This is a genomic window from Mycobacterium sp. THU-M104, assembly GCF_049197365.1.
Classification (GTDB): domain Bacteria; phylum Actinomycetota; class Actinomycetes; order Mycobacteriales; family Mycobacteriaceae; genus Mycobacterium.
In genome coordinates this window covers 1-19,983 of sequence record NZ_JBMIOP010000176.1, presented here as the reverse complement: position 1 = coordinate 19,983, position 19,983 = coordinate 1, and the positions used below count along the sequence as shown (strand labels likewise).

At 70.3% G+C, this 19,983-nt stretch carries 20 protein-coding genes and 1 pseudogene; 15 read left to right on the top strand and 6 right to left on the bottom strand.

Annotated features, from left to right (window positions below; genetic code table 11):
- Window positions 1–114: 114 nt before the first annotated feature.
- On the bottom strand, window positions 115–747 hold the full coding sequence (locus ACOJVU_RS14180) for a hypothetical protein (protein ID WP_421530350.1): 633 nt from the start codon (window positions 745–747) through the stop codon (window positions 115–117).
- 137 nt (window positions 748–884) lie between these two features.
- Here ACOJVU_RS14180 and ACOJVU_RS14175 point away from each other — a divergent pair, with 137 nt between their 5' ends.
- The 10 genes from ACOJVU_RS14175 (at window position 885) to aroQ (ending at window position 10,513) form a co-directional block, all read left to right on the top strand.
- Entirely contained in the window at window positions 885–1,286 is a 402-nt protein-coding gene (locus ACOJVU_RS14175; protein ID WP_421530349.1) for a secondary thiamine-phosphate synthase enzyme YjbQ, read from the top strand.
- 159 nt (window positions 1,287–1,445) lie between these two features.
- On the top strand, window positions 1,446–4,160 hold the full coding sequence (alaS, locus tag ACOJVU_RS14170) for an alanine--tRNA ligase (protein ID WP_421530348.1): 2,715 nt from the start codon (window positions 1,446–1,448) through the stop codon (window positions 4,158–4,160).
- Complete coding sequence (gene ruvX, locus ACOJVU_RS14165) at window positions 4,161–4,685, top strand: Holliday junction resolvase RuvX (protein ID WP_421530347.1); 525 nt, start codon at window positions 4,161–4,163, stop codon at window positions 4,683–4,685. It abuts the gene before it with no gap.
- The gene (locus ACOJVU_RS14160) at window positions 4,678–5,916 is read left to right on the top strand and encodes an endolytic transglycosylase MltG (protein ID WP_421530346.1); all 1,239 of its coding nucleotides are present in this window, start codon (window positions 4,678–4,680) and stop codon (window positions 5,914–5,916) included. The genes ruvX and ACOJVU_RS14160 overlap by 8 nt, the downstream gene beginning before the upstream one ends.
- Before the next feature lie 4 nt (window positions 5,917–5,920).
- On the top strand, window positions 5,921–6,712 hold the full coding sequence (locus ACOJVU_RS14155; protein ID WP_421530345.1) for a shikimate dehydrogenase: 792 nt from the start codon (window positions 5,921–5,923) through the stop codon (window positions 6,710–6,712).
- A 10-nt stretch (window positions 6,713–6,722) separates the two neighbouring features.
- Entirely contained in the window at window positions 6,723–7,142 is a 420-nt protein-coding gene (locus ACOJVU_RS14150; RefSeq protein WP_421530344.1) for an A24 family peptidase, read from the top strand.
- A 113-nt stretch (window positions 7,143–7,255) separates the two neighbouring features.
- The gene (gene aroC / locus ACOJVU_RS14145) at window positions 7,256–8,470 is read left to right on the top strand and encodes a chorismate synthase (protein WP_421530343.1); all 1,215 of its coding nucleotides are present in this window, start codon (window positions 7,256–7,258) and stop codon (window positions 8,468–8,470) included.
- Complete coding sequence (locus ACOJVU_RS14140; protein ID WP_421530342.1) at window positions 8,470–9,000, top strand: shikimate kinase; 531 nt, start codon at window positions 8,470–8,472, stop codon at window positions 8,998–9,000. Before aroC ends, ACOJVU_RS14140 begins: the two co-directional genes overlap by 1 nt.
- The gene (aroB, locus tag ACOJVU_RS14135) at window positions 8,997–10,085 is read left to right on the top strand and encodes a 3-dehydroquinate synthase (RefSeq protein ID WP_421530341.1); all 1,089 of its coding nucleotides are present in this window, start codon (window positions 8,997–8,999) and stop codon (window positions 10,083–10,085) included. The genes ACOJVU_RS14140 and aroB overlap by 4 nt, the downstream gene beginning before the upstream one ends.
- Entirely contained in the window at window positions 10,082–10,513 is a 432-nt protein-coding gene (gene aroQ / locus ACOJVU_RS14130) for a type II 3-dehydroquinate dehydratase (protein ID WP_421530340.1), read from the top strand. The genes aroB and aroQ overlap by 4 nt, the downstream gene beginning before the upstream one ends.
- 15 nt (window positions 10,514–10,528) lie before the next feature.
- On the opposite strand, the gene ACOJVU_RS14125 is transcribed toward aroQ, so the two are convergent.
- Window positions 10,529–11,287 (bottom strand): B-4DMT family transporter, encoded by a 759-nt coding sequence (locus ACOJVU_RS14125; protein WP_421530339.1) that lies wholly within the window; start codon window positions 11,285–11,287, stop codon window positions 10,529–10,531.
- A gap of 33 nt (window positions 11,288–11,320) precedes the next feature.
- Between ACOJVU_RS14125 and ACOJVU_RS14120 the strand changes: the two genes are divergently transcribed.
- The 5 genes from ACOJVU_RS14120 to ACOJVU_RS14100 are packed head-to-tail and all read left to right on the top strand — an operon-like array spanning window position 11,321 to window position 16,727.
- Window positions 11,321–12,436 (top strand): M24 family metallopeptidase, encoded by a 1,116-nt coding sequence (locus tag ACOJVU_RS14120; RefSeq protein WP_421530338.1) that lies wholly within the window; start codon window positions 11,321–11,323, stop codon window positions 12,434–12,436.
- Between the two features lie 14 nt (window positions 12,437–12,450).
- The gene (gene efp, locus ACOJVU_RS14115) at window positions 12,451–13,014 is read left to right on the top strand and encodes an elongation factor P (protein ID WP_421530337.1); all 564 of its coding nucleotides are present in this window, start codon (window positions 12,451–12,453) and stop codon (window positions 13,012–13,014) included.
- On the top strand, window positions 13,011–13,493 hold the full coding sequence (nusB, locus tag ACOJVU_RS14110) for a transcription antitermination factor NusB (RefSeq protein WP_421530336.1): 483 nt from the start codon (window positions 13,011–13,013) through the stop codon (window positions 13,491–13,493). Before efp ends, nusB begins: the two co-directional genes overlap by 4 nt.
- Entirely contained in the window at window positions 13,490–13,894 is a 405-nt protein-coding gene (locus tag ACOJVU_RS14105; protein WP_421530335.1) for an antitermination protein NusB, read from the top strand. Before nusB ends, ACOJVU_RS14105 begins: the two co-directional genes overlap by 4 nt.
- A gap of 4 nt (window positions 13,895–13,898) precedes the next feature.
- Window positions 13,899–16,727, top strand: coding sequence for an aminotransferase class I/II-fold pyridoxal phosphate-dependent enzyme (locus ACOJVU_RS14100; protein ID WP_421530334.1), 2,829 nt, complete (start codon window positions 13,899–13,901; stop codon window positions 16,725–16,727).
- A gap of 14 nt (window positions 16,728–16,741) precedes the next feature.
- Here the strand turns inward: ACOJVU_RS14100 and ACOJVU_RS14095 are convergent, their stop codons facing one another.
- The 4 genes and pseudogenes from ACOJVU_RS14095 to ACOJVU_RS14080 form a co-directional block, all read right to left on the bottom strand.
- Window positions 16,742–17,281 (bottom strand): GNAT family N-acetyltransferase, encoded by a 540-nt coding sequence (locus ACOJVU_RS14095; RefSeq protein WP_421530333.1) that lies wholly within the window; start codon window positions 17,279–17,281, stop codon window positions 16,742–16,744.
- Window positions 17,282–18,490: a serine hydrolase domain-containing protein gene (locus ACOJVU_RS14090; protein ID WP_421530332.1), complete on the bottom strand. Its 1,209-nt coding sequence runs from the start codon at window positions 18,488–18,490 to the stop codon at window positions 17,282–17,284.
- The gene (locus ACOJVU_RS14085; RefSeq protein WP_421530363.1) at window positions 18,487–19,119 is read right to left on the bottom strand and encodes a class I SAM-dependent methyltransferase; all 633 of its coding nucleotides are present in this window, start codon (window positions 19,117–19,119) and stop codon (window positions 18,487–18,489) included. The genes ACOJVU_RS14090 and ACOJVU_RS14085 overlap by 4 nt, the downstream gene beginning before the upstream one ends.
- Before the next feature lie 52 nt (window positions 19,120–19,171).
- Window positions 19,172–19,983 (bottom strand): annotated as a pseudogene (locus ACOJVU_RS14080) (HNH endonuclease); the annotation flags it as partial.

Sequence of the window (19,983 nt, the reverse complement as noted above, 5' to 3'; positions counted from 1 at the left end):
CGCGGGTTTCCCGGCGACGCGCTGCCCTGAAGCGCCCCGCCGAACGTCACGCCAGCGTGACGTTCGGCACCCGCCGCCACTCTGGCGTGACGTTCGGCACCCGGTAAAGGCGGCTCAGACCAGCTCGGGCACCCTCAGGTGGGCGAGCGCCAGCTCGAACTCGGCCACATCGACGACCTCGACGCCCAGGTCGCGCACCCCTCTGCTGCGCAGCTCGGTCGCCTGGTCGCGGTTGCGTGCCATCGCGTCCATGCTGTCGAACGTCGAAGACGACACGGCCCGCCGGCAGGTGGGGTGGTCGACCAGCAGGCTGGCGCTGCAGAACTCGTCGAGCCCCTCCATCTCCGGGAGCAGCGACGTGCGGTAGAAGTCCAGGGACCGGCCGAGCTGGTCCGGCACTACCTTGAGCCAGGTGGATCGCACGCAGGCCCCTTCGCGGGACCGGTGGTGGCGGTGCAGCGAGGCGATCTCCCATTCCTCGATCTTGGCGCTGCCTGGAATTGCGGACCACATCAGCGCGGCACGCTCGCGGATGGGCGCGACCCGCTCGGCGCCGGCGCGCATGGCATGCACGCTTTCCCAGGAGCTGGTGGCGATGCATCTGCCGGACTGCCGGTCCACCAGCAGTGACAGGCCGACAAAGCCGTCGATCTCCGCGCAGGCGGGCATGACGACATCGCGGACGTGCGCGATTCCGATCTCGATGGACAGGGGTTTCGCTTGGATGGTGGTAGAGCGTGCGTACACGGCCGACCCTCTCGTCTCGGGGCAGCACCCCGGCGGCGCCACCGGTCCCGTCGGTGATTTTCCTCGCGCAAGCCAGGGTGTGGCAACCGTCACAGGGAATTGGCTGCGTCCGGTGGCTCGGCCGTAGGCTGGACCGGGTGCATACCGATGTCCTGGACGTGGACACCTCCCGGCGTCGCACCGTCGATCTGACCGATGCCGTCCGCAGGTTCTGCGTGAGCTGCGGCGACGGCTTGTGCAACGTGTTCGTCCCCCATGCGACGGCCGGGGTCGCGATCATCGAGACCGGTGCGGGCTCCGAGGAAGACCTGGTCGAAACGCTGGAGCGGTTGGTGCCGCGCGACGACCGATATCGGCATTCGCACGGTTCCCCGGGCCACGGCGCCGATCACGTGCTGCCTGCGATCGTGGCTCCATCGGTGACGGTGCCGGTCGCCGCCGGCGAGCTGCGGTTGGGCACCTGGCAGAGCATCGTGCTGGTCGACCTCAACCGCGACAACCTGCGGCGGTCGGTGCAGCTGAGCTTTCTGGCGGGTTAGCGGGAAGCGGCGGACGAGGTACTGTTGGGCGGTCCGGCCAGTCGTTAGACAGCCTCCCAAAACTCGGCGAATATGCTGGAAAACTGACGTGACGGGCCGCCGCGCGCCCAGCCCGTCGGGGCCGCGGCAATTCGAGGAAAACAGGAAGAGCGGAAAAGAGTGCAGACACACGAGATCAGGAAGAGGTTCCTCGATCATTTCGTGAAGGCGGGTCACACCGAGGTGCCGAGCGCGTCGGTGATCCTCGCAGACCCCAACCTGCTGTTCGTCAACGCCGGCATGGTCCAGTTCGTGCCGTTCTTCCTGGGGCAGCGCACGCCGCCCTACTCGAAGGCCACCAGCATCCAGAAGTGCATCCGCACACCCGATATCGACGAGGTCGGGATCACCACCCGGCACAACACGTTCTTCCAGATGGCCGGCAACTTCTCGTTCGGTGACTACTTCAAGCGCGAGGCCATCGAACTGGCATGGGGCCTTCTGACCAGCGGCGTGGACGCCGGCGGTTACGGTTTGGACCCCGAAAAAATCTGGACCACAGTCTTTTTCGATGACGACGAGGCCGTGCGGCTGTGGCAGGAGATCGCCGGGCTGCCGGTCGAGCGCATTCAGCGCCGCGGAATGGAGGACAACTACTGGTCGATGGGCATCCCCGGGCCCTGTGGGCCGTCGTCGGAGATCTACTACGACCGCGGCCCGGAGTTCGGCGTGGGTGGCGGCCCGATCGCCAATGAGGATCGCTACATCGAGATCTGGAACCTCGTGTTCATGCAGAACGAGCGCGGCGAGGGAACCGGCAAGACCGACTTCGAGATTCTCGGTCCGTTGCCCCGCAAGAACATCGACACCGGCATGGGCGTCGAGCGGGTCGCGTTCATCCTGCAGGGCGTGCACAACGTCTACGAGACCGACCTGCTGCGGCCGGTCATAGACAAGGTGGCCACCGTGGCCGCGCGCCCGTACGGAAACCACGGCACCCCTGAAGATGACGTGCGCTACCGGGTGATCGCCGACCACAGCCGCACGGCGGCGATCCTGATCGGCGACGGGGTAATTCCCGGCAACGACGGGCGCGGCTACGTGTTGCGCAGGCTGCTGCGCCGGGTGATCCGCTCGGCCAGGCTGCTCGACATCCAGGGGCCGATCGTCGGCGACCTGATGACCACCGTGCGCGACGCGATGGGCCCCTCCTACCCGGAACTGGTCGCCGATTTCGACCGGATCAAACGTATCGCCGTCGCCGAGGAGACCGCGTTTCACCGCACCCTGACGTCAGGCTCCCGGCTGTTCGACGAGGTGGTAGGAGTCACCAGGGCGAAGGGCGCCGAAATGGTGTCCGGTTCTGACGCCTTCACCCTGCACGACACCTACGGCTTCCCGATCGAGCTGACCCTGGAGATGGCCGCCGAGGCCGGCCTGCAGGTCGACGAGATCGGCTTCCGCGAACTGATGGCTCAGCAGCGCCGCCGCGCCAAGGCCGACGCCGCCGCGCGCAAACACGCCCACGCCGACCTGACCGCCTACCGGGAATTGGTCGACGCCGGGCCCACCGAGTTCACCGGCTTCACCGAGCTGACCTCGCAGGCAAGGATTCTGGGCATCTTCGTCGACGGCAGGCGGGTGCCCGTGGTCGCACACGGCCCGGGCGACGGCGGCGGTGCGCATCAGGTCGAACTCGTCTTGGACCGCACCCCGCTCTACGCGGAGTCCGGCGGGCAGATCGCCGACGAGGGCGCGATCAGCGGCACCGGGGCCGGCCAGAGCGCCCGGGCTGCGGTCACCGACGTCCAGAAGATCGCGAAAACCCTTTGGGTGCATCGGGTCAACGTGGAATCCGGGGAATTCGTCGAGGGTGACACCGTCGTCGCGGCGGTGGACCCGGGCTGGCGCCGGGGTGCCACCCAGGGCCATTCGGGCACCCACATGGTGCACGCCGCCCTGCGACAAGTGCTGGGCCCCGACGCCGTCCAGGCCGGGTCGCTGAACCGCCCGGGTTATCTGCGGTTCGACTTCAACTGGCAGGGTCCGCTGACCGACGAGCAACGCACCCAGATCGAAGAGGTGACCAACGAGGCGGTGCAGGCCGACTTTGCCGTGCACACGTTCACCGAGCCGATCGAGAAGGCGAAGGCGATGGGCGCACTGGCGCTGTTCGGCGAGAGCTATCCCGACGAGGTGCGGGTCGTCGAGATCGGTGGACCGTTCTCGCTGGAGCTGTGCGGTGGAACCCACGTGCACAACTCGGCACAGATCGGGCCGGTGACCATCCTGGGCGAGTCCTCGGTCGGGTCCGGGGTGCGCCGGGTGGAGGCCTACGTCGGTCTGGAGTCGTTTCGTCATCTGGCCAAGGAGCGGGCACTGATGGCCGGGTTGGCGTCGTCGCTGAAGGTACCGTCCGACCAGGTGCCCGCCCGGGTGGGCGCCCTGGTGGACCGGCTCAAAGCCGCCGAGAAGGAACTCGAACGGGTCCGGGTGGCGGGCACGCGTGCTGCCGGGGCCAACGCCGCGGCCGGTGCGGAGCGGATCGGTGACGTGCGGTTGGTGGCACAACGGATGTCGGCCGGTACGACGGCGGTCGACCTGCGCTCGCTGGCCGGTGACATCCGCGGCAAGCTGGGCAGCGATCCGGCGGTCGTGGCGCTCATCGCCGAGGGTGACGGCGGGACGGTGCCGTACGCGGTCGCCGCCAATCCCGCCGCCCGCGACCTGGGGGTCCGCGCCGACGACCTGGTGAAGCGGCTCGCCGCGGCGGTCGACGGGCGCGGTGGCGGCAAGCCGGACCTGGCGCAGGGTTCGGGCAGGAATCCGGACGGGATCGACGCGGCGCTGGACGCGGTGCGCGCGGAGGTGGTCGCGATCGCGCGGGTCGGTTGAGTGGCCCCCACCCAGCATCGCCTGCCAGACCGGCCCGGGGATCCCGACCAGGATCCGGGCCGGGGCCCAAGGCTCGGCGTCGACGTGGGTAGCGTGCGCATCGGTGTGGCCGCCAGTGACCCCGACGGCATCCTGGCCACTCCGGTGGAGACGGTGCGCCGGGACCGCTCGGGCAGGCACCTGCGTCGGCTGGCCCGGCTCGTCGCCGAAATCGGGGCGGTGGAGGTGATCGTCGGATTGCCGCGGACGCTGGCCGACCGCACCGGCCCGGCCGCGCTGGACGCGATCGAACTGGCCGACAGGCTGGCCGGCCGGATCGCCCCCATGCCGGTGCGCCTCGCCGACGAACGCCTGACCACGGTCAGCGCCCAGCGCTCACTGCGCGCGGCCGGGGTGCGCGCCCGCGAGCAGCGAGCGGTGATCGACCAGGCGGCCGCCGTCGCGATCCTGCAAAGCTGGCTCGACCAGCGCCGCGCCGCCCGCGCCGGGCAGGTCGCCGCGGCCGAAAAGGGCGCCGATGGTTGACAGCCAACGCGCCGAGCCGGAGACGGTCGGGCCGCCTCGGCACCGGATGAGCCGTTCGTCCCGCCTGCGCGCCGAACGCGGCCGGCGCCGGCGCCGCACGGTGGGCAGGTTCGCGCTGGCCGCAATCGTGCTGGTCGTGATGGCGGCCGTGTTCGCCGGCACCAAACTCCGGCACACCATGTTCGGCTCCGGGGACGACTACACCGGGGACGGAAAGCGTGACATCGTCATCCACGTCGAGGCCGGCGACTCGACCACCATGGTCGGGGAGACGTTGCAGAACCAGCATGTCGTCAAGACGGTCCGCGCCTTCGTCAACGCTGCGCACGGCAACGCCGCGATCAACGCGATCCAGCCGGGCTACTACCAGCTGCGCACCGAGATCTCGTCGGCCGACGCTGTCGCGCGGCTGACCGACCCGAAGAACCGGGTGGGCCGGCTGGTCATCCCGGAGGGCCGTCAGCTCGACGACACCACCGACATGAAGACCAACAAGATGACGCCCGGAATCTTCAGCCTGATCTCGCGGGCCACCTGTGTCGACCTCAACGGCAACCGGCGCTGCGTGGCGGCGGGCGAGCTGCGGGCGGCGGCGGCCGACAGCTCGCCGGCAGTGCTCGCGGTGCCGCCGTGGGCCATGGAACCGGTGACCGAGCTGGGTCACGACCATCGCCGCATCGAGGGCCTCATCGCGCCGGGGACCTTCAACGTCGACCCCGCGGCCTCGCCGGCGAACGTCCTGGCGAGCCTGATCAGTGCCGGAGCGGTGGAGTACATGAAGTCCGGCCTGATCGACACCGCCGCGTCCCTGCAGCTGTCGCCCTACGACATCCTGGTGGTGGCCTCATTGGTGCAGCAGGAAAGCAACACGCAGGATTTCCCGAAGGTGGCGCAGGTGATCTACAACCGCCTGCACGAGCATCGCACGCTCGAGTTCGACTCCACCGTGAACTATCCGCTGGACCGCCGCGAGGTGGCCACCAGCGACGCCGACCGTGCCCAGCGGACCCCGTGGAACACCTACGTGTCCTCCGGGCTGCCCGCCACGGCGATCTGTTCGCCCGGCACCGACGCGCTGTGGGCCGCCGAGCACCCCGCGCCGGGGGACTGGTTGTACTTTGTCACCATCGACGCCCAGGGGACGACCCTGTTCACCCGCGACTATCAACAGCATCTGGCCAACATCGAGCTGGCTAAGCGCAACGGTGTCCTCGACAGCGCGCGCTCGTAGGAAAGTGCCCAGCAAAGCCGGGGTGCTGGGCAAGCCGATCGCCCATTCGAAGTCCCCGCAGCTGCACCTGGCCGCCTACCGCGCGCTGGGCCTGGACGGCTGGACCTACGAGCGCATCGAGTGTGACGCCGACGAGCTGGCGGGCATGGTCGGCGGCTTCGGACCCGAGTGGGTCGGTGTGTCGGTGACCATGCCAGGCAAGTTCGCTGCGCTGCGGTTCGCCGACGAGCACACCGAACGCGCGGCCCTGGTCGGGTCGGCCAACACCCTGGTGCGCGCCCCGGCGGGCTGGCGCGCCGACAACACCGACATCGACGGTGTGGCGGGGGCGCTGGGGGCCGCCACGGGCCCGGCGCTGGTGTGCGGGTCCGGCGGCACCGCTCCGGCGGCCGTCGTGGGACTGGCACTGCTCGGCGTCACCGATGTCACCGTCGTGGCGCGCGATGCCGCCAAGGCGGCCCGGCTGGTGGACCTGGGTGAGCGTGCCGGCGTCGCGACGCGGTTCTGCGGCCTGGACGGCGCCGAACTGGCCGACCGGGTGGCGGCCGCCGAGGTGCTGGTCAGCGCCATCCCGGCGGATGCGGCGTCGCGCTACGCCGGTGCCTTCGCCGGGATCCCGGTGCTTCTGGACGCCGTCTACGACCCGTGGCCCACTCCGTTGGCCGCCGCGGTCGCCGCTGCGGGCGGCCGGGTGATCAGCGGTGTGCAGATGCTGCTGCACCAGGCCTTCGCCCAGGTCGAACAATTCACAGGGCTGCCTGCTCCGCGGGAGGCCATGGCCGCCGCGCTGGGTTAGCGTGGCCGGCATGCTCATCGCGGCGGTGCTGCTGTGGATGGCCGCGCTGAGCTGGTACGACGTGCGGGAGCGCCGGTTGCCCAACCCGCTGACGCTGCCCGGGGCACTAGCGGTCCTGGCGGTCGCGGCGGTGGCCGGGCGCTGGTTGCCCGCCCTGGCGGGCGCGGCGGCGCTGGGCGGGATCTATCTGCTGGTGCACGTGTCGGCCCCCTCGGGTATGGGGGCCGGGGATGTCAAGCTCGCTTTGGGCCTGGGAGGGCTGGCCGGGTGTTTCGGCGTCGCGGTGTGGTTGTTGGCCGCGCTGGGCGCGGCGCTTTTGACCGCGCTGTGTGGTGTGGTCGCAACAAAGGCGTGCGGTGCGCGCAGCGTGCCGCACGGCCCGTCGATGTGCCTGGCCACCGCGGCGGCGGTTGCCTTGGCGTTCTGGTAGCCCGGCGTCAGCGCCGAGCGTGAAGCGGTTGCGATTTTTCGGCGGGGTTTTCGCCGCAGCTTCACGCTCGGCGTGCTTTCGGCGCTGCCTGGTGCACGTGGGACAATGGCCGGGTGTTGCGCTGGATCACCGCCGGGGAGTCACACGGTCGTGCGCTGGTGGCCGTGCTCGAAGGCATGGTCGCCGGCGTGCAGGTCACCTCCACCGAGATCGCCGATCAACTCGCCCGCCGTCGCCTGGGCTACGGCCGTGGCGCCCGCATGGCCTTCGAGCGCGACGCGGTGACGGTGCTGTCCGGGGTGCGCCACGGCGTCACCCTGGGCGGGCCGATCGCCGTGGAGATCGGCAACACCGAATGGCCCAAATGGGAGACGGTGATGGCGGCCGACCCGGTGGACGCGGAGCGAGCCGAGGACCTGGAGAACTCGGCGCGCAACGCGCCGCTCACCCGGCCCCGGCCCGGCCACGCCGACTACGCGGGCATGCTCAAGTACGGATTCGACGACGCCCGGCCCGTGCTGGAGCGGGCCAGCGCCCGGGAGACCGCCGCCCGTGTCGCGGCCGGGACAATCGCGCGGTCGTTCCTGCGCCAGGCGATGGGCGTCGAGGTGCTCTCCCACGTCATCGCGATCGGGCCGTCGCAGCCCTACGACGGCCCGCCGCCGCGCGCCGAAGACCTGCCCGCGATCGACGCCAGCCCGGTCCGCGCCTATGACAAGGCCGCCGAGGAGTCGATGATCGCCGAGATCGAGGCGGCCAAGAAGGACGGCGACACCCTCGGCGGTGTGGTCGAGGTCGTGGCGCTGGGCCTGCCGATCGGGCTGGGGTCGTTCACCAGCGGCGACAATCGGCTCGACGGCCAGCTGGCCGCCGCCGTCATGGGCATCCAGGCGATCAAGGGCGTCGAGATCGGCGACGGCTTTGCGACCGCGCGGCGCCGGGGCAGCCGCGCCCACGACGAGATGTATCCCGGGCCCGACGGCGTGGTCCGGTCGACCAACCGGGCCGGCGGGCTCGAGGGCGGCATGACCAACGGCCAGCCGCTGCGGGTGCGCGCCGCGATGAAACCCATCTCCACGGTGCCGCGCGCGCTGGCGACGGTCGACATGGCCACCGGCGACGCGGCCGTCGCCATCCACCAGCGTTCGGACGTCTGCGCGGTGCCGGCCGCCGGGGTGGTGGCCGAGACCATGGTGGCGCTGGTGCTGGCCCGCGCGGCGCTGCTGAAGTTCGGCGGCGACTCGCTGACCGAGACATGCCGCAACATCGACTCCTACCGGCGTGCCGTCGCCGAGCGGGACGCGCCGGCGGCCCGGGGTACCGCGTGATGACACCCAAAGCGGTGCTCGTGGGGCTGCCCGGCTCCGGCAAGTCCACCATCGGGCGGCGGCTCGCCAAGGCGCTCGGCGTGGACCTGCTGGACACCGACGCGGCGATCGAGCAGCGCACCGGCCGCAGCATCGCCGACATCTTCGCCACCGACGGCGAGCAGGAGTTCCGCCGCGTCGAACAGGACGTGGTGCGCGCGGCACTGGCCGACCACGACGGGGTCGTCTCCCTGGGCGGTGGGGCCGTCACCAGCCCGGGGGTGCGCGAGGCGCTGGCCGGCCACCCCGTCGTCTACCTGCAGATCAGCGCCGCCGAAGGGGTGCGGCGCACCGCCGGCTCCACTGCGCGGCCGCTGCTGGCCGGCGCCGACCGCGCCGAGAGGTACCGCGACCTGATGGCCCAGCGAGTCCCGCTGTACCGGCGCGTCGCCACGATCCGGGTGGACACCAACCGCCGCAACCCCGGGGCGGTGGTCCGTCACATCGTGTCGCGGCTGCCGCAAACCCGGCCCAGCGAGGCCGCCACATGACCGGCACCACCGCGCCGGTCACCCTCGAGGTGGCCGTCGACCCGCCCTACCCGGTGATCATCGGCACCGACCTGGACGGCGAGCTGGACCGGCTGCTGTCCGGTCGGCACCGTGTCGCGATCCTGCACCAACCGCTGCTGGCGCCGGCCGCCGAGGCGATCCGCAGCCGGCTGGCCGGCCACGGCGTCGACGCGCACCGCATCGAGATCCCCGACGCCGAGGCCGGCAAGGACCTGCCCGTCGTGGGGTTCATCTGGGAGGTGCTGGGCCGCATCGGCATCGACCGCAAGGACGTCCTGGTCAGCCTGGGCGGCGGCGCGGCCACCGACGTCGCCGGTTTCGCGGCGGCCACCTGGCTGCGCGGGGTCTCGATCGTGCACATGCCCACCACCCTGCTGGGCATGGTGGATGCCGCCGTCGGCGGCAAGACCGGCATCAACACCGACGCCGGCAAGAACCTGGTCGGCGCGTTCCATCAGCCGCTGGCCGTCCTGGTCGACCTGGCGACCCTGGCGACGCTGCCGCGCAACGAGCTGGTCTCCGGGATGGCCGAAATCGTCAAGGCCGGGTTCATCGCCGACCCGGCGATCCTCGATCTCATCGAGGCCGACCCGCAGGCGGCCCTGGATCCGGCCGGTGGGGTGCTGCCGGAGCTGGTGCGCCGCGCGATCGCGGTGAAGGCGCAGGTCGTGGCCGCCGACGAGAAGGAATCCGAGCTGCGCGAAATCCTGAACTACGGCCACACCCTGGGCCACGCCATCGAGCGCCGCGAACGCTACCGGTGGCGGCACGGGGCCGCCGTCTCGGTGGGCTTGGTGTTCGCCGCCGAGCTGGCCCGGCTGGCCGGCCGGCTGGACGACGCCACCGCGCAGCGGCATCGCACCATCCTGACCTCCCTGGGCTTGCCGGTCGGCTACGACGCCGACGCGCTGCCGGAGTTGCTCGAATACATGGCCGGCGACAAGAAATCCCGCGCGGGCGTGCTGCGGTTCGTGGTGCTCGACGGGCTGGCCGAGCCGGGCCGGCTGGCCGGGCCGGACCCGTCCCTGCTGGCGGCGGCCTACGCGGGGCTGGGTGAACCATGAAGGTCAACGTCATCAACGGCCCGAACCTGGGCCGGCTGGGCCGGCGCGAGCCCGGGGTGTACGGGCACACCACCCACGAGGAGCTGGCCGCGCTGGTCGAGGCTGAGGCCGCCGCGTTGGGGCTGGCGGCTGTGGTGCGGCAAAGCGACAGCGAAGCCCAACTGCTCGAGTGGATCCACGCGGCCGCCGACGCCGGGGAGCCGGTGATCCTCAACGCCGGCGGCCTCACCCACACGTCGATCGCGCTGCGCGACGCGTGCGCCGAGTTGCGCGCGCCGCTGATCGAGGTGCACATCTCCAATGTGCATGCGCGCGAGGAGTTCCGGCGATATTCCTACCTCAGCCCGGTCGCGACCGGGCTGATCGTGGGCCTGGGCGTGCAGGGCTACCTGCTGGCCCTGCGCTACCTGGTCAGCATGCGGGATTGAGCCGGCCGGCTCGGGTCAGCCGCGCTCGGGCTCCTCGGAGGGCCGCTCGATGACCGCCTCGGTGGCTTCGGTCGCCTCTCCGGCCTGTCCGGCCTCGGTGGCGGGGACCGGCTTGATCACCTCGGTCTTGGCTTCCGCGGCGGCCGTGGGCATGGCCTCGGTGCCGCCGCCCCACGTGCCCGTCGGGATCGTCTCGGTGGGTGCCTCGCGCTCGGCGGTGGCCACCGCCGACGGCGCGGCGGCCACCGCGCCCGCCGGCACGGCCACCTCGCCGGTGGGGGTGTCATCGTCGCGCACCGCGGAGAACACGTCGGTGTCGGCCCGCTCCTCGCCCGCGCCCTCCGGGCGCGGCGGCGGGTTGCGGTCCACCCGCCAGCGGCCGGCGGTCACACCGGTGATCGCGGCCAGGAACACGATGAGCGCGGTGAACGCCGCGAACGTCGTCAGCTCGTTGATCAGCCCCCCGGTGTAGATGGCCTTGTAGAACAGCGCGAGGATCCAGGCCACCGCGCCGCTGAGGATGCCCGCCACCAGGCCGGCCAACAACCAGGTCATCGCCAGGTCCTGGCGTCGGTCGGGGTCCGGGTTGGCCGTCGCGTCGGCGCGGCCGTCGAGTACTCCCCAGGCGAACGCGGCAGCGGTGAACAGGAGCAGGAGCACGATACTGACCAGCCCGGCCTGCGTTGGCCAGGCGTTGATGATCGTCCCCTGAATCACACGGACGACGACCATCAGACCGGCGAACACCAGTCCGCGAAGCATCCAGTTAGTCATGAGCCCTCAGCGTAGCGAGTACCGTCAAGGGGCGTGACACATTCACAGCGTCGAGACAAGTTGAAGGCGCGGATCGCCGCCGGCGGGCTGGAAGCCATGCTGGTCACGGACCTGATCAACGTTCGCTATCTGTCCGGATTCACCGGGTCCAACGGCGCGTTGCTGGTGTTCGCCGACGACTCGAACGGCCGAAGCCCGGTGCTGGCCACCGATGGCCGGTACCGCACCCAGGCCGCCGAGCAGGCACCCGACCTCGACATAGCGGTCGAGCGGGCCGTCGGCCGGCACCTGGTCGGGCTGGCCGCCGACGCCGGTGTGAGCAAGCTGGGATTCGAAAGCGACGTCGTCACGGTCGACGGCTACGACACCCTGACCGCCGAGCTGCGGGAACGCAAGGCGGCCACCGAGCTGGTGCGGGCCGCCGGAACCGTGGAGGCGCTGCGCGAGATCAAGGATGACGGCGAGGTGGCTTTGCTGCGGCTGGCCTGCGAGGCGGCCGACGCCGCCCTGACCGACCTGGTGCAGCGCGGCGGCCTGCGGCCGGGGCGAACCGAGCGCGAGGTGAGCCGCGAGCTGGAGGCGCTGATGCTCGACCACGGCGCCGACGCGATCTCCTTCGAGACGATCGTCGCGGCCGGCGCCAATTCGGCGATCCCGCATCACCGCCCGACCGATGCGGTGCTCGCCGCCGGCGATTTCGTCAAGATCGACTTCGGCGCGCTGGTCGCGGGGTACCACTCCGACATGACCCGTACCTTCATCCTGGGGAAGGCTGCCGAGTGGCAGCTGGAGATCTACCGGCTGGTCGCCGAGGCGCAGCGCGCCGGGCGGGAGGCGCTGCGGCCCGGGGCCGCGCTGCGCGACGTGGACGGCGCGGCCCGCCGGCTCATCGTCGACGCCGGCTACGGCGAGCAGTTCGGTCACGGCTTGGGCCACGGGGTGGGCCTGCAGATCCACGAAGCGCCGGGGATCGGGGCCACGTCCGCCGGTACACTACTGGCGGGCTCCGCGGTGACCGTGGAGCCCGGTGTCTATTTGCCCGGCCGCGGCGGTGTCCGCATCGAGGACACGGTGGTCGTGCCTGACGAGACCGCCGGGCGCGGCCCGGAATTACTGACCCAGTTCCCCAAAGAACTGACCATCCTTTAGGAGATACACCGACCGTGGCATCGACCGCCGACTTCAAGAACGGACTGGTGCTGGTGATCGACGGCCAGCTGTGGCAGATCGTCGAATTCCAGCACGTCAAACCCGGCAAGGGGCCAGCCTTCGTGCGCACCAAGCTCAAGAACGTCATCTCGGGCAAGGTCGTCGACAAGACCTACAACGCCGGGGTGAAGGTGGAGACCGCCACGGTCGACCGGCGTGACACCACCTATCTGTACCGCGACGGCTCGGACTTCGTGTTCATGGACAGCCAGGACTACGAGCAGCACCCGCTGCCCGAGTCGCTGGTGGGTGATGCGGCCAATTTCCTGCTCGAGGGCATGCCGGTGCAGATCGCGTTCCACAACGGTGCGGCGCTCTACATCGAGCTGCCGGTGACGGTCGAACTCGACGTCACCCACACCGAGCCGGGGCTGCAGGGCGACCGCTCCAGCGCCGGCACCAAGCCCGCCACTCTGGAGACCGGCGCACAGATCAACGTCCCGCTGTTCATCAACACCGGCGACAAGCTGAAGGTCGATTCCCGCGATGGCAGCTACCTGGGGCGCGTCAACGCGTGAGCAAACCCGCGCGCCCCGCTAAAGGACGCCATCAGGCCCGCAAACGTGCCGTCGACCTGCTGTTCGAGGCCGAGGCTCGCGGAATGGCCCCCGGGGAGCTGGTCGACGTGCGGACCGCGCTGGCGCAGTCGCAATCCGACGTCGCGCCGCTGCACTCCCACACGGTGACCGTGGCCCGCGGCGTCGGCGAGAACAGCGCGCACATCGACGACCTGATCAGTTCGCACCTGCAGGGCTGGACTCTGGACCGGTTGCCGGCGGTGGACCGAGCGATCCTGCGGGTCGCGGTGTGGGAGCTGCTCTATGCCGACGACGTGCCGGAGCCGGTCGCCGTCGATGAGGCCGTGCAGCTGGCCAAGGAGTTGTCCACCGACGAGTCCCCGGGCTTTCTCAACGGCGTGCTGGGGCGCGTCATGCTGGTGACGCCGCAGATCCGGGCCGCAGCGCAGGCGGTCCGAAGCCAGGCGCCGGACCCGTGAGCCGGTTGGAGTTGCGTATCGTCGTTGCTGCGGTCATGGCCGCGGTGGTGGTGGTGGGTGCGGTCGTCTGCGCGGCCTACCGGCTGAGCATCGTGGCGGCGGTGCTGGCGATCTACGCCCTGGGCGTCGGCGCCTGGCTGGCGCACTGCGTCGAACGTTTGATCGTGGCCCGCCGCATCACCACCGTCCGTTCGGCCGCCAAGCCGCTGCAGCCGTTGCTGCCGCTGATGGCCGCCCTGATGGGTCTGACGCAGGCGGTGGTGCGCTCGCTCAGCGACGTCGCCGACTTGCCGGCGCGCCGCCGGGGGCTTGCGGCACCGCCCGCCTACCGGCCACGCCGAAACGGTTCCCCGTCCGGGGTGGCCGGGTCAGGACGACTATCCGCACCAAAGGACAGGTGAGGTTATGACTGCACACTGGGGCCGGCCGCGACGACTGCACGTGTCCGCGCTGGCGGCGGTGGCCAACCCGTCGTACACGCGGCTGGACACGTGGAACCTCCTCGACGACGCGTGCCGCCACCTGGCCGAGGCCGACCTGAGCAAGCAGGACATCCACCACGACGTGGCCACGGTGCGGCGGCTGATGGACCGGCTGGCCGCCTACGAGCGGTACTGGCTGTACCCGGGTGCGGCGAACCTGGCGACCTTTCGGGCCCACCTGGAGATGCTTTCGACGGTTCGGCTCGCCGAGGAGGTGTCGTTGGCGGTGCGGCTGCTGTCCGAATACGGCGACCGCGCTGGGCTTTTCGACACCGCGGCGTCGCTGGCCGAGCAGGAGCTGGTCGCCCAGGCCACACAGCAGCAGTTCTACACCGTGCTGCTCGCCGACGATGCCCCGATGACGGCGCCCGACAGCCTGGTCGAGTGCCTGCGGGCGCTGCGCCGCTCCTCCGAAGAGATCCAGTACGAGCTACTGGTGGTCGGCAGCATCGAGGACGCCATCACCGCGGTCGCGCTCAACGGCGAGATCCAGGTCGCGATCATCCGCGACGACCTGCCGCTGCGGTCCCGCGACCGGGTGCCGCTGATGACCACGCTGCTCGGTGGCGACGGGGACAACCCGACGGCCAGCCAAACCCACGACTGGATCGAATGCGCCGAATGGATCCGGGAGCTGCGGCCGCACATCGACCTGTATCTGCTCACCGCCGAGTCGATCGCCGCGGAGACCGACGACCCCGACGTCTACGACCGCACGTTCTACCGGCTGAACGACGTCACCGATCTGCACAGCACCGTGCTCGCGGGGTTGCGGAACAGGTTCGCCACACCGTTTTTCGACGCCCTGCGGGCCTACGCCGCGGCGCCGATCGGCCAGTTCCACGCGCTGCCGGTCGCGCGGGGGGCCAGCATCTTCAACTCCAGGTCGCTGCAGGACATGGGCGAGTTCTACGGCCGCAACATCTTCATGGCCGAGACGTCTTCGACCTCGGGCGGTTTGGACTCGCTGCTGGACCCGCACGGCAACATCAAGGCGGCGATGGACAAGGCCGCCGTCACCTGGAACTCCAACTGGACCTACTTCAGCACCAACGGGACGTCGACGGCCAACAAGATCGTCGTGCAGGCCCTGACCCGGCCGGGCGACATCGTGCTGATCGACCGCAACTGCCACAAATCCCACCACTACGGCCTGGTGCTGGCCGGGGCCTACCCGCTGTACCTGGACGCATATCCGTTGCCGCAGTACGCGATCTACGGAGCGGTGTCACTGCACACGATCAAGAAGACGCTGCTGGACCTCGAGGCCGCCGGGCAGCTGCACCGGGTGCGCATGCTGCTGCTGACCAACTGCACCTTCGACGGCGTCGTCTACAACCCCCGCCGGGTGATGGAGGAGGTGCTGGCGATCAAGCCCGACATCTGCTTCCTGTGGGACGAGGCGTGGTACGCGTTCGCCACCGCGGTGCCGTGGGCCCGGCAGCGCACCGCGATGATCTCCGCCGAGCGCCTCGAACAGATGCTGGCATCACCGGAATACGCGGGCGAGTACCGGCGGTGGAGCGCCGAGATGGACGGGGTCGACCGGTCGGAGTGGGTGACCCGCCGGCTGCTGCCCGATCCCGCCCGCGCCCGGGTCCGGGTATACGCGACGCATTCCACGCACAAGTCGCTGTCGGCGTTCCGGCAGTCGTCGATGATCCACGTGCGCGACCAGGACTTCAAGGCGCTGACCCGCGACGCGTTCGACGAGGCGTTTTTGACCCACACCTCGACGTCGCCCAACCAGCAGCTTCTCGCGTCGCTGGACCTGGCGCGCCGGCAGGTCGACATCGAGGGGTTCGAACTGGTCCGGCACGTCTACAACATGGCGCTGGTCTTTCGCCACCGGGTCCGCAAGGACGCGCTGATCAGCCGCTGGTTCCGCATTCTCGACGAGTCCGACCTGGTGCCCGACGAGTTCCGGACCTCGACGGTCAGCTCGTACCGGCAGGTCCGGCAGGGGGCGCTGGCCGAGTGGAACGAGGCGTGGCGGTCGGATCAGTTCGTGCTGGACCCGACCCGGCTCACCCTGTTCATCGGCCGGACCGGGATGAACGGGTTCGACTTCCGCGAGAAGATTCTGATGGAGCGGTTCGGTATCCAGATCAACAAGACCTCGATCAACAGCGTGCTGCTGATCTTCACCATCGGGGTCACCTGGTCGAGTGTGCACTACCTGCTCGACGTGCTGCGCCGGATCGCCTCGGACCTCGACCGCCGGCAGCTCGAGAGGGGCAAGGACGACCGCGCTCTGCAGGCCCGCCGGGTCGAGGAGATCACCGAGGACCTGCCGCACCTGCCGGACTTCAGTGAGTTCGACATCGCGTTCCGTCCGGTCGACGCGTGTTCGTTCGGTGACATGCGGTCGGCTTTCTACGCCGGCTACGAGGAGTCCGACCGCGAGCACGTCCTGATGGGGATGGCCGGGCGGCGGCTCGCCGACGGCAAGACGTTGGTGTCGACGACGTTCGTGGTGCCCTACCCGCCGGGCTTCCCCGTGTTGGTGCCCGGCCAGGTGGTGTCCAAGGAGATCGTCTACTTCCTCGCCCAACTCGACGTCAAGGAGATCCACGGCTACAACCCCGACCTGGGATTGTCGGTGTTCACGCAGGAGGCGCTGGCGCGGATGGAGGCCCAGCGCAACGCGTCGACGGCCGCGGTGGGCTCCGCGTTACCGGTCTTCGCGCTGGCCGCCGACGCCGGGAGCAACGGCGACGGCGCGGCGCAGACGGTCGCCGACGAGGTCTGAGCCGCACACGGCGTCTACCGCAGGATCTTGGCGTAGAGCAGGCTGTCCTGCGGCTCGGGCCCCATGCTCGGGTAGACGACGTGACGGGCGAGCCGGCCTTCCAGGAAGAAACCGGCGCGTTCGAGCAGGCGGGTGGACCGTTGGTTGTCGGGACTGCACGTGGCCCACACCCGGTAGATCTGCCGGTCGGATTCCAGTGCGTTCACCAGCATGTCGAGGGCCTCGGACAGCAAACCCTTGCCCCACCAGCGCTTGCCGAGGCAGTAGCCGATCTCCACCGAGTGCGGGGCGGTCCGCCGGTAGCTGACCATCCCGACGACTTCCCCGGTGTGTCGCAGCTCGATGACCCAGGTTCGTTCGTCGTCGCCGACGTTGAGCTTCTCGGTGATCACCCGCCGGGTCGCCGCGACGTCCGGATGCGGCGGCCACAGCAGATACCGGGTGACCTCGGGGTCGCGGGCCACCCGCTGGAACAGCGCGCCCGCGTCGTCGAGGACGGGCAGCCGCAGCAGCAACCGGGGGCCGGCGATGCGGTCAGGCGGGTAGCTGGGCATTCACAGGCCGAGCGCTTGATAGGTGCGGCGGACGAATTTCGGCTGCGCGGTGCGCAGTTGGGCCAGCGACGTGTTGCCCGCGACGGCCGTGGCGGCGTCCGCGGTCATGTCGGGCATGTTCTGGATCAGGTACAGCGCGACCAGGTCGTCGGCGGACGGGTCGGCCTGCCACCACGTCCCGTAGGCGCCGGGCCAGCTGAAGGTGCCCAGCCCGCCCGGTCCGAACAGCGGCGCCGAGCGCGCCGGATCGGTCACCACCGACAGGTTCAGCCCGAATCCGCGGCCGACCCAGTACGGCGCTCCCAGGAAGTCGTGGCGCTTGTGCTCGGGGGTGAGCCGGTCGGTGTGCATGAGCCGCGCCGAGGCCGCAGAGAGCACGCGCACGCCCTCGATGGTCCCGTCGCCGAGCAGCATCCGCACGAACCGCAGGTAGTCGCCGGCGGTCGACCACAGCCCGCCGCCGGCGTTGCAGAACGATGGCGGTGTGATGTGCGGGGTCCCCATCACGTCGTGGCGCAGGGTGCCCTGCTCGTCGATCCGGTACATCGTCGCGGCGCGCCGCCGCGCCTCGGGGGTCACGAAAAAACCGGTGTCGGGCATGCCCACCGGCCCCAGCACCCGTTCGTCGAGCACCTGGTGGAACGGTTTGCCCTCGACGCGGGAGGCGATGACCCCCAGCAGGTCGATGGAGTGGCTGTAGGTGACCCGCTCTCCGGGTTGGTGCACCAGCGGCAGTTTGGCCAGCTCGGTCAGCCACGCGTCGGGCCCCTGGTTGAACGGCAGCCGCACGTAGGCCCGCGAGATCGGCCCGGACACCGAGAAGCCGTAGGCCAGGCCGCTGGTGTGGGTGAGCAGGTCCTCGATCACGATGGCGCGCCGCGCCGGATGCGTGCGGTCCAGCGGACCGCGCGGGTCGTCGAGCACCCGCACGTCGGCCAGCTCCGGCGCCCAACCCACGATCGGGTCGTTCAGCGCGAGTTTTCCCTCGTCGACCAGGCTCATCACCGCGGCGACGGTCACGGGTTTGGTCATCGACGCGATGCGGAACAGGGTGTCCTGCTGCATCGGCAGCCCCGCCTCGACGTCGCGGTAGCCGATCTCGTTGATCTGCAGCACTTTTCCGCGCTGCCAGACCAGCGTCACCGCGCCGGAGAGCAGCCCCGCGTCGCACACCTCTCGGATGGAGGCGGCATTGCCCTGCAGGTTCACGAGGCCCGCTGCGCACGCACGAACCAAAACGACATCTCGAACCGGGTGCCGTCGTGTTCGCGGCGCATCGTGGCAGGATCCAGCGATTCGATCTCCCACCCCGCGCTGCCGAGAATGTCGCGCAGCGTCTGCTCGGAGACCACCGGGCGGGGCCATTCGTCGACGGCGCCGGTGTCGGAGAAGCAACTGATCAGCAGCGTGGCCCCGGGCCGGGTCGCGCGGTGCACCGCGGCGGCGTAGCGGCGTTTGCCGTCGTCGTCGAGGCAGTGGAACATGCCGCTGTCGACGACGGTGTCGAACGCTTCGGTGTAGCCGTCGAGCGTGGTGGAGTCGGCCACCGCGAACCGCACGTCGACTCCTGCGTCGGCGGCCCGCCGCTCCGCGGTGGTGAGCGCGGTCGGGGAGATGTCGAGCCCGGTCACCCGGTACCCCTTGCCGGCCAGATAGACGGCGTTGTCGCCGAGGCCGCAGCCGATGTCGAGGACGTCACCGTGTACCCAGCCGCGGTCGTGCCAGGTGACGACGTTGTCCTTGGGTGCCTTGGTGTCCCAGGGCGGGGTGGGCATCGGCGGGATGCCCACGCCAGGGCTCTCGCCGCGATAGAGCGCGTCGAAGTCCATGCGCTGCAACCCCGAGAAACCCGGCGATGAATTCGAGTCCGTCATTGGTGCCAGCTTAGGCCTAGGCGGCGTGCCGTTGCGCCAGTGTGATGCCGATGCGGGTTTCGAGTTCGCTGATGTCCAGCACGGGCGGCCCGGGCGGCGGCGGCGCGGTGGAGTGGTAGCGCATCCCGGTTGGGGTGATGAATTCTGCCGTATGGCAACAGTTCTCGTCGACCAAGGCGGTGACGCGCCAGCCCGGGCTCTCCTTGGTGTAGTTGCATCGTTCACAGGTGCCCAGGCCGTTGGCGGCGCTGGTCGGTCCGCCCCGGGCCCAGGGTTGGGCGTGGTCGTGGTGGCGGATGGGGGCGTCGCAGTAGGGGGTGCGGCAGTGGTGGTCGCGTAGGTCGATGAAGGTGGCCAGCCCTTTGGGGAAGGTCCGGGCGCGTGATTCCATGGCGACCAGGGCGCCGGTGCGGGGATGGCGGTAGAGCCGGCGCAGGGTGGCCCGCGATCGGGCGTCGGTGATCGCGGTGCTGACGAGGTTGCGGGCTACGGCGGCCGGGATGGGGCCGTAGCCGGCCAGCTCGGCGGGCGTGGTGGTGCCGCCGAGCAGGGTCTCGTCGGTGAGGACCAGGTTGACGGCGATGGGTGTGGGCACCTGGGCGGGGCGTGCGGTGATCCGTTCGATCAGCGTGTCGGCCATGACCTGGCCGCGCGTGCGGCCGTCGAAGGTGGTGTCGGCGGCGCGTGTGAGCGTGGCGTACACCGAGACGCCGTGGGTCACCGGTAGTAGTGCGGTCAGGTAGGTCATGGTGTCGGGGGCGGGGCGGATGGTGACGGTGCGCTCGTGTTCGGCTGTGGCGGCGCGTTCGACGACGGCGTGCGGGTCGA

Bases quoted from the DNA above. Each gene is read 5' to 3' on its own strand.
- ACOJVU_RS14160 (WP_421530346.1), top strand. From the start codon at position 4,678: ATGGTTGACAGCCAACGCGCCGAGCCGGAGACGGTCGGGCCGCCTCGG.
- ACOJVU_RS14150 (WP_421530344.1), top strand. From the start codon at position 6,723: ATGCTCATCGCGGCGGTGCTGCTGTGGATGGCCGCGCTGAGCTGGTAC.
- ACOJVU_RS14140 (WP_421530342.1), top strand. From the start codon at position 8,470: ATGACACCCAAAGCGGTGCTCGTGGGGCTGCCCGGCTCCGGCAAGTCC.
- aroB (WP_421530341.1), top strand. From the start codon at position 8,997: ATGACCGGCACCACCGCGCCGGTCACCCTCGAGGTGGCCGTCGACCCG.
- aroQ (WP_421530340.1), top strand. From the start codon at position 10,082: ATGAAGGTCAACGTCATCAACGGCCCGAACCTGGGCCGGCTGGGCCGG.
- ACOJVU_RS14125 (WP_421530339.1), bottom strand. From the start codon at position 11,287: ATGACTAACTGGATGCTTCGCGGACTGGTGTTCGCCGGTCTGATGGTC.
- ACOJVU_RS14100 (WP_421530334.1), top strand. From the start codon at position 13,899: ATGACTGCACACTGGGGCCGGCCGCGACGACTGCACGTGTCCGCGCTG.
- ACOJVU_RS14095 (WP_421530333.1), bottom strand. From the start codon at position 17,281: ATGCCCAGCTACCCGCCTGACCGCATCGCCGGCCCCCGGTTGCTGCTG.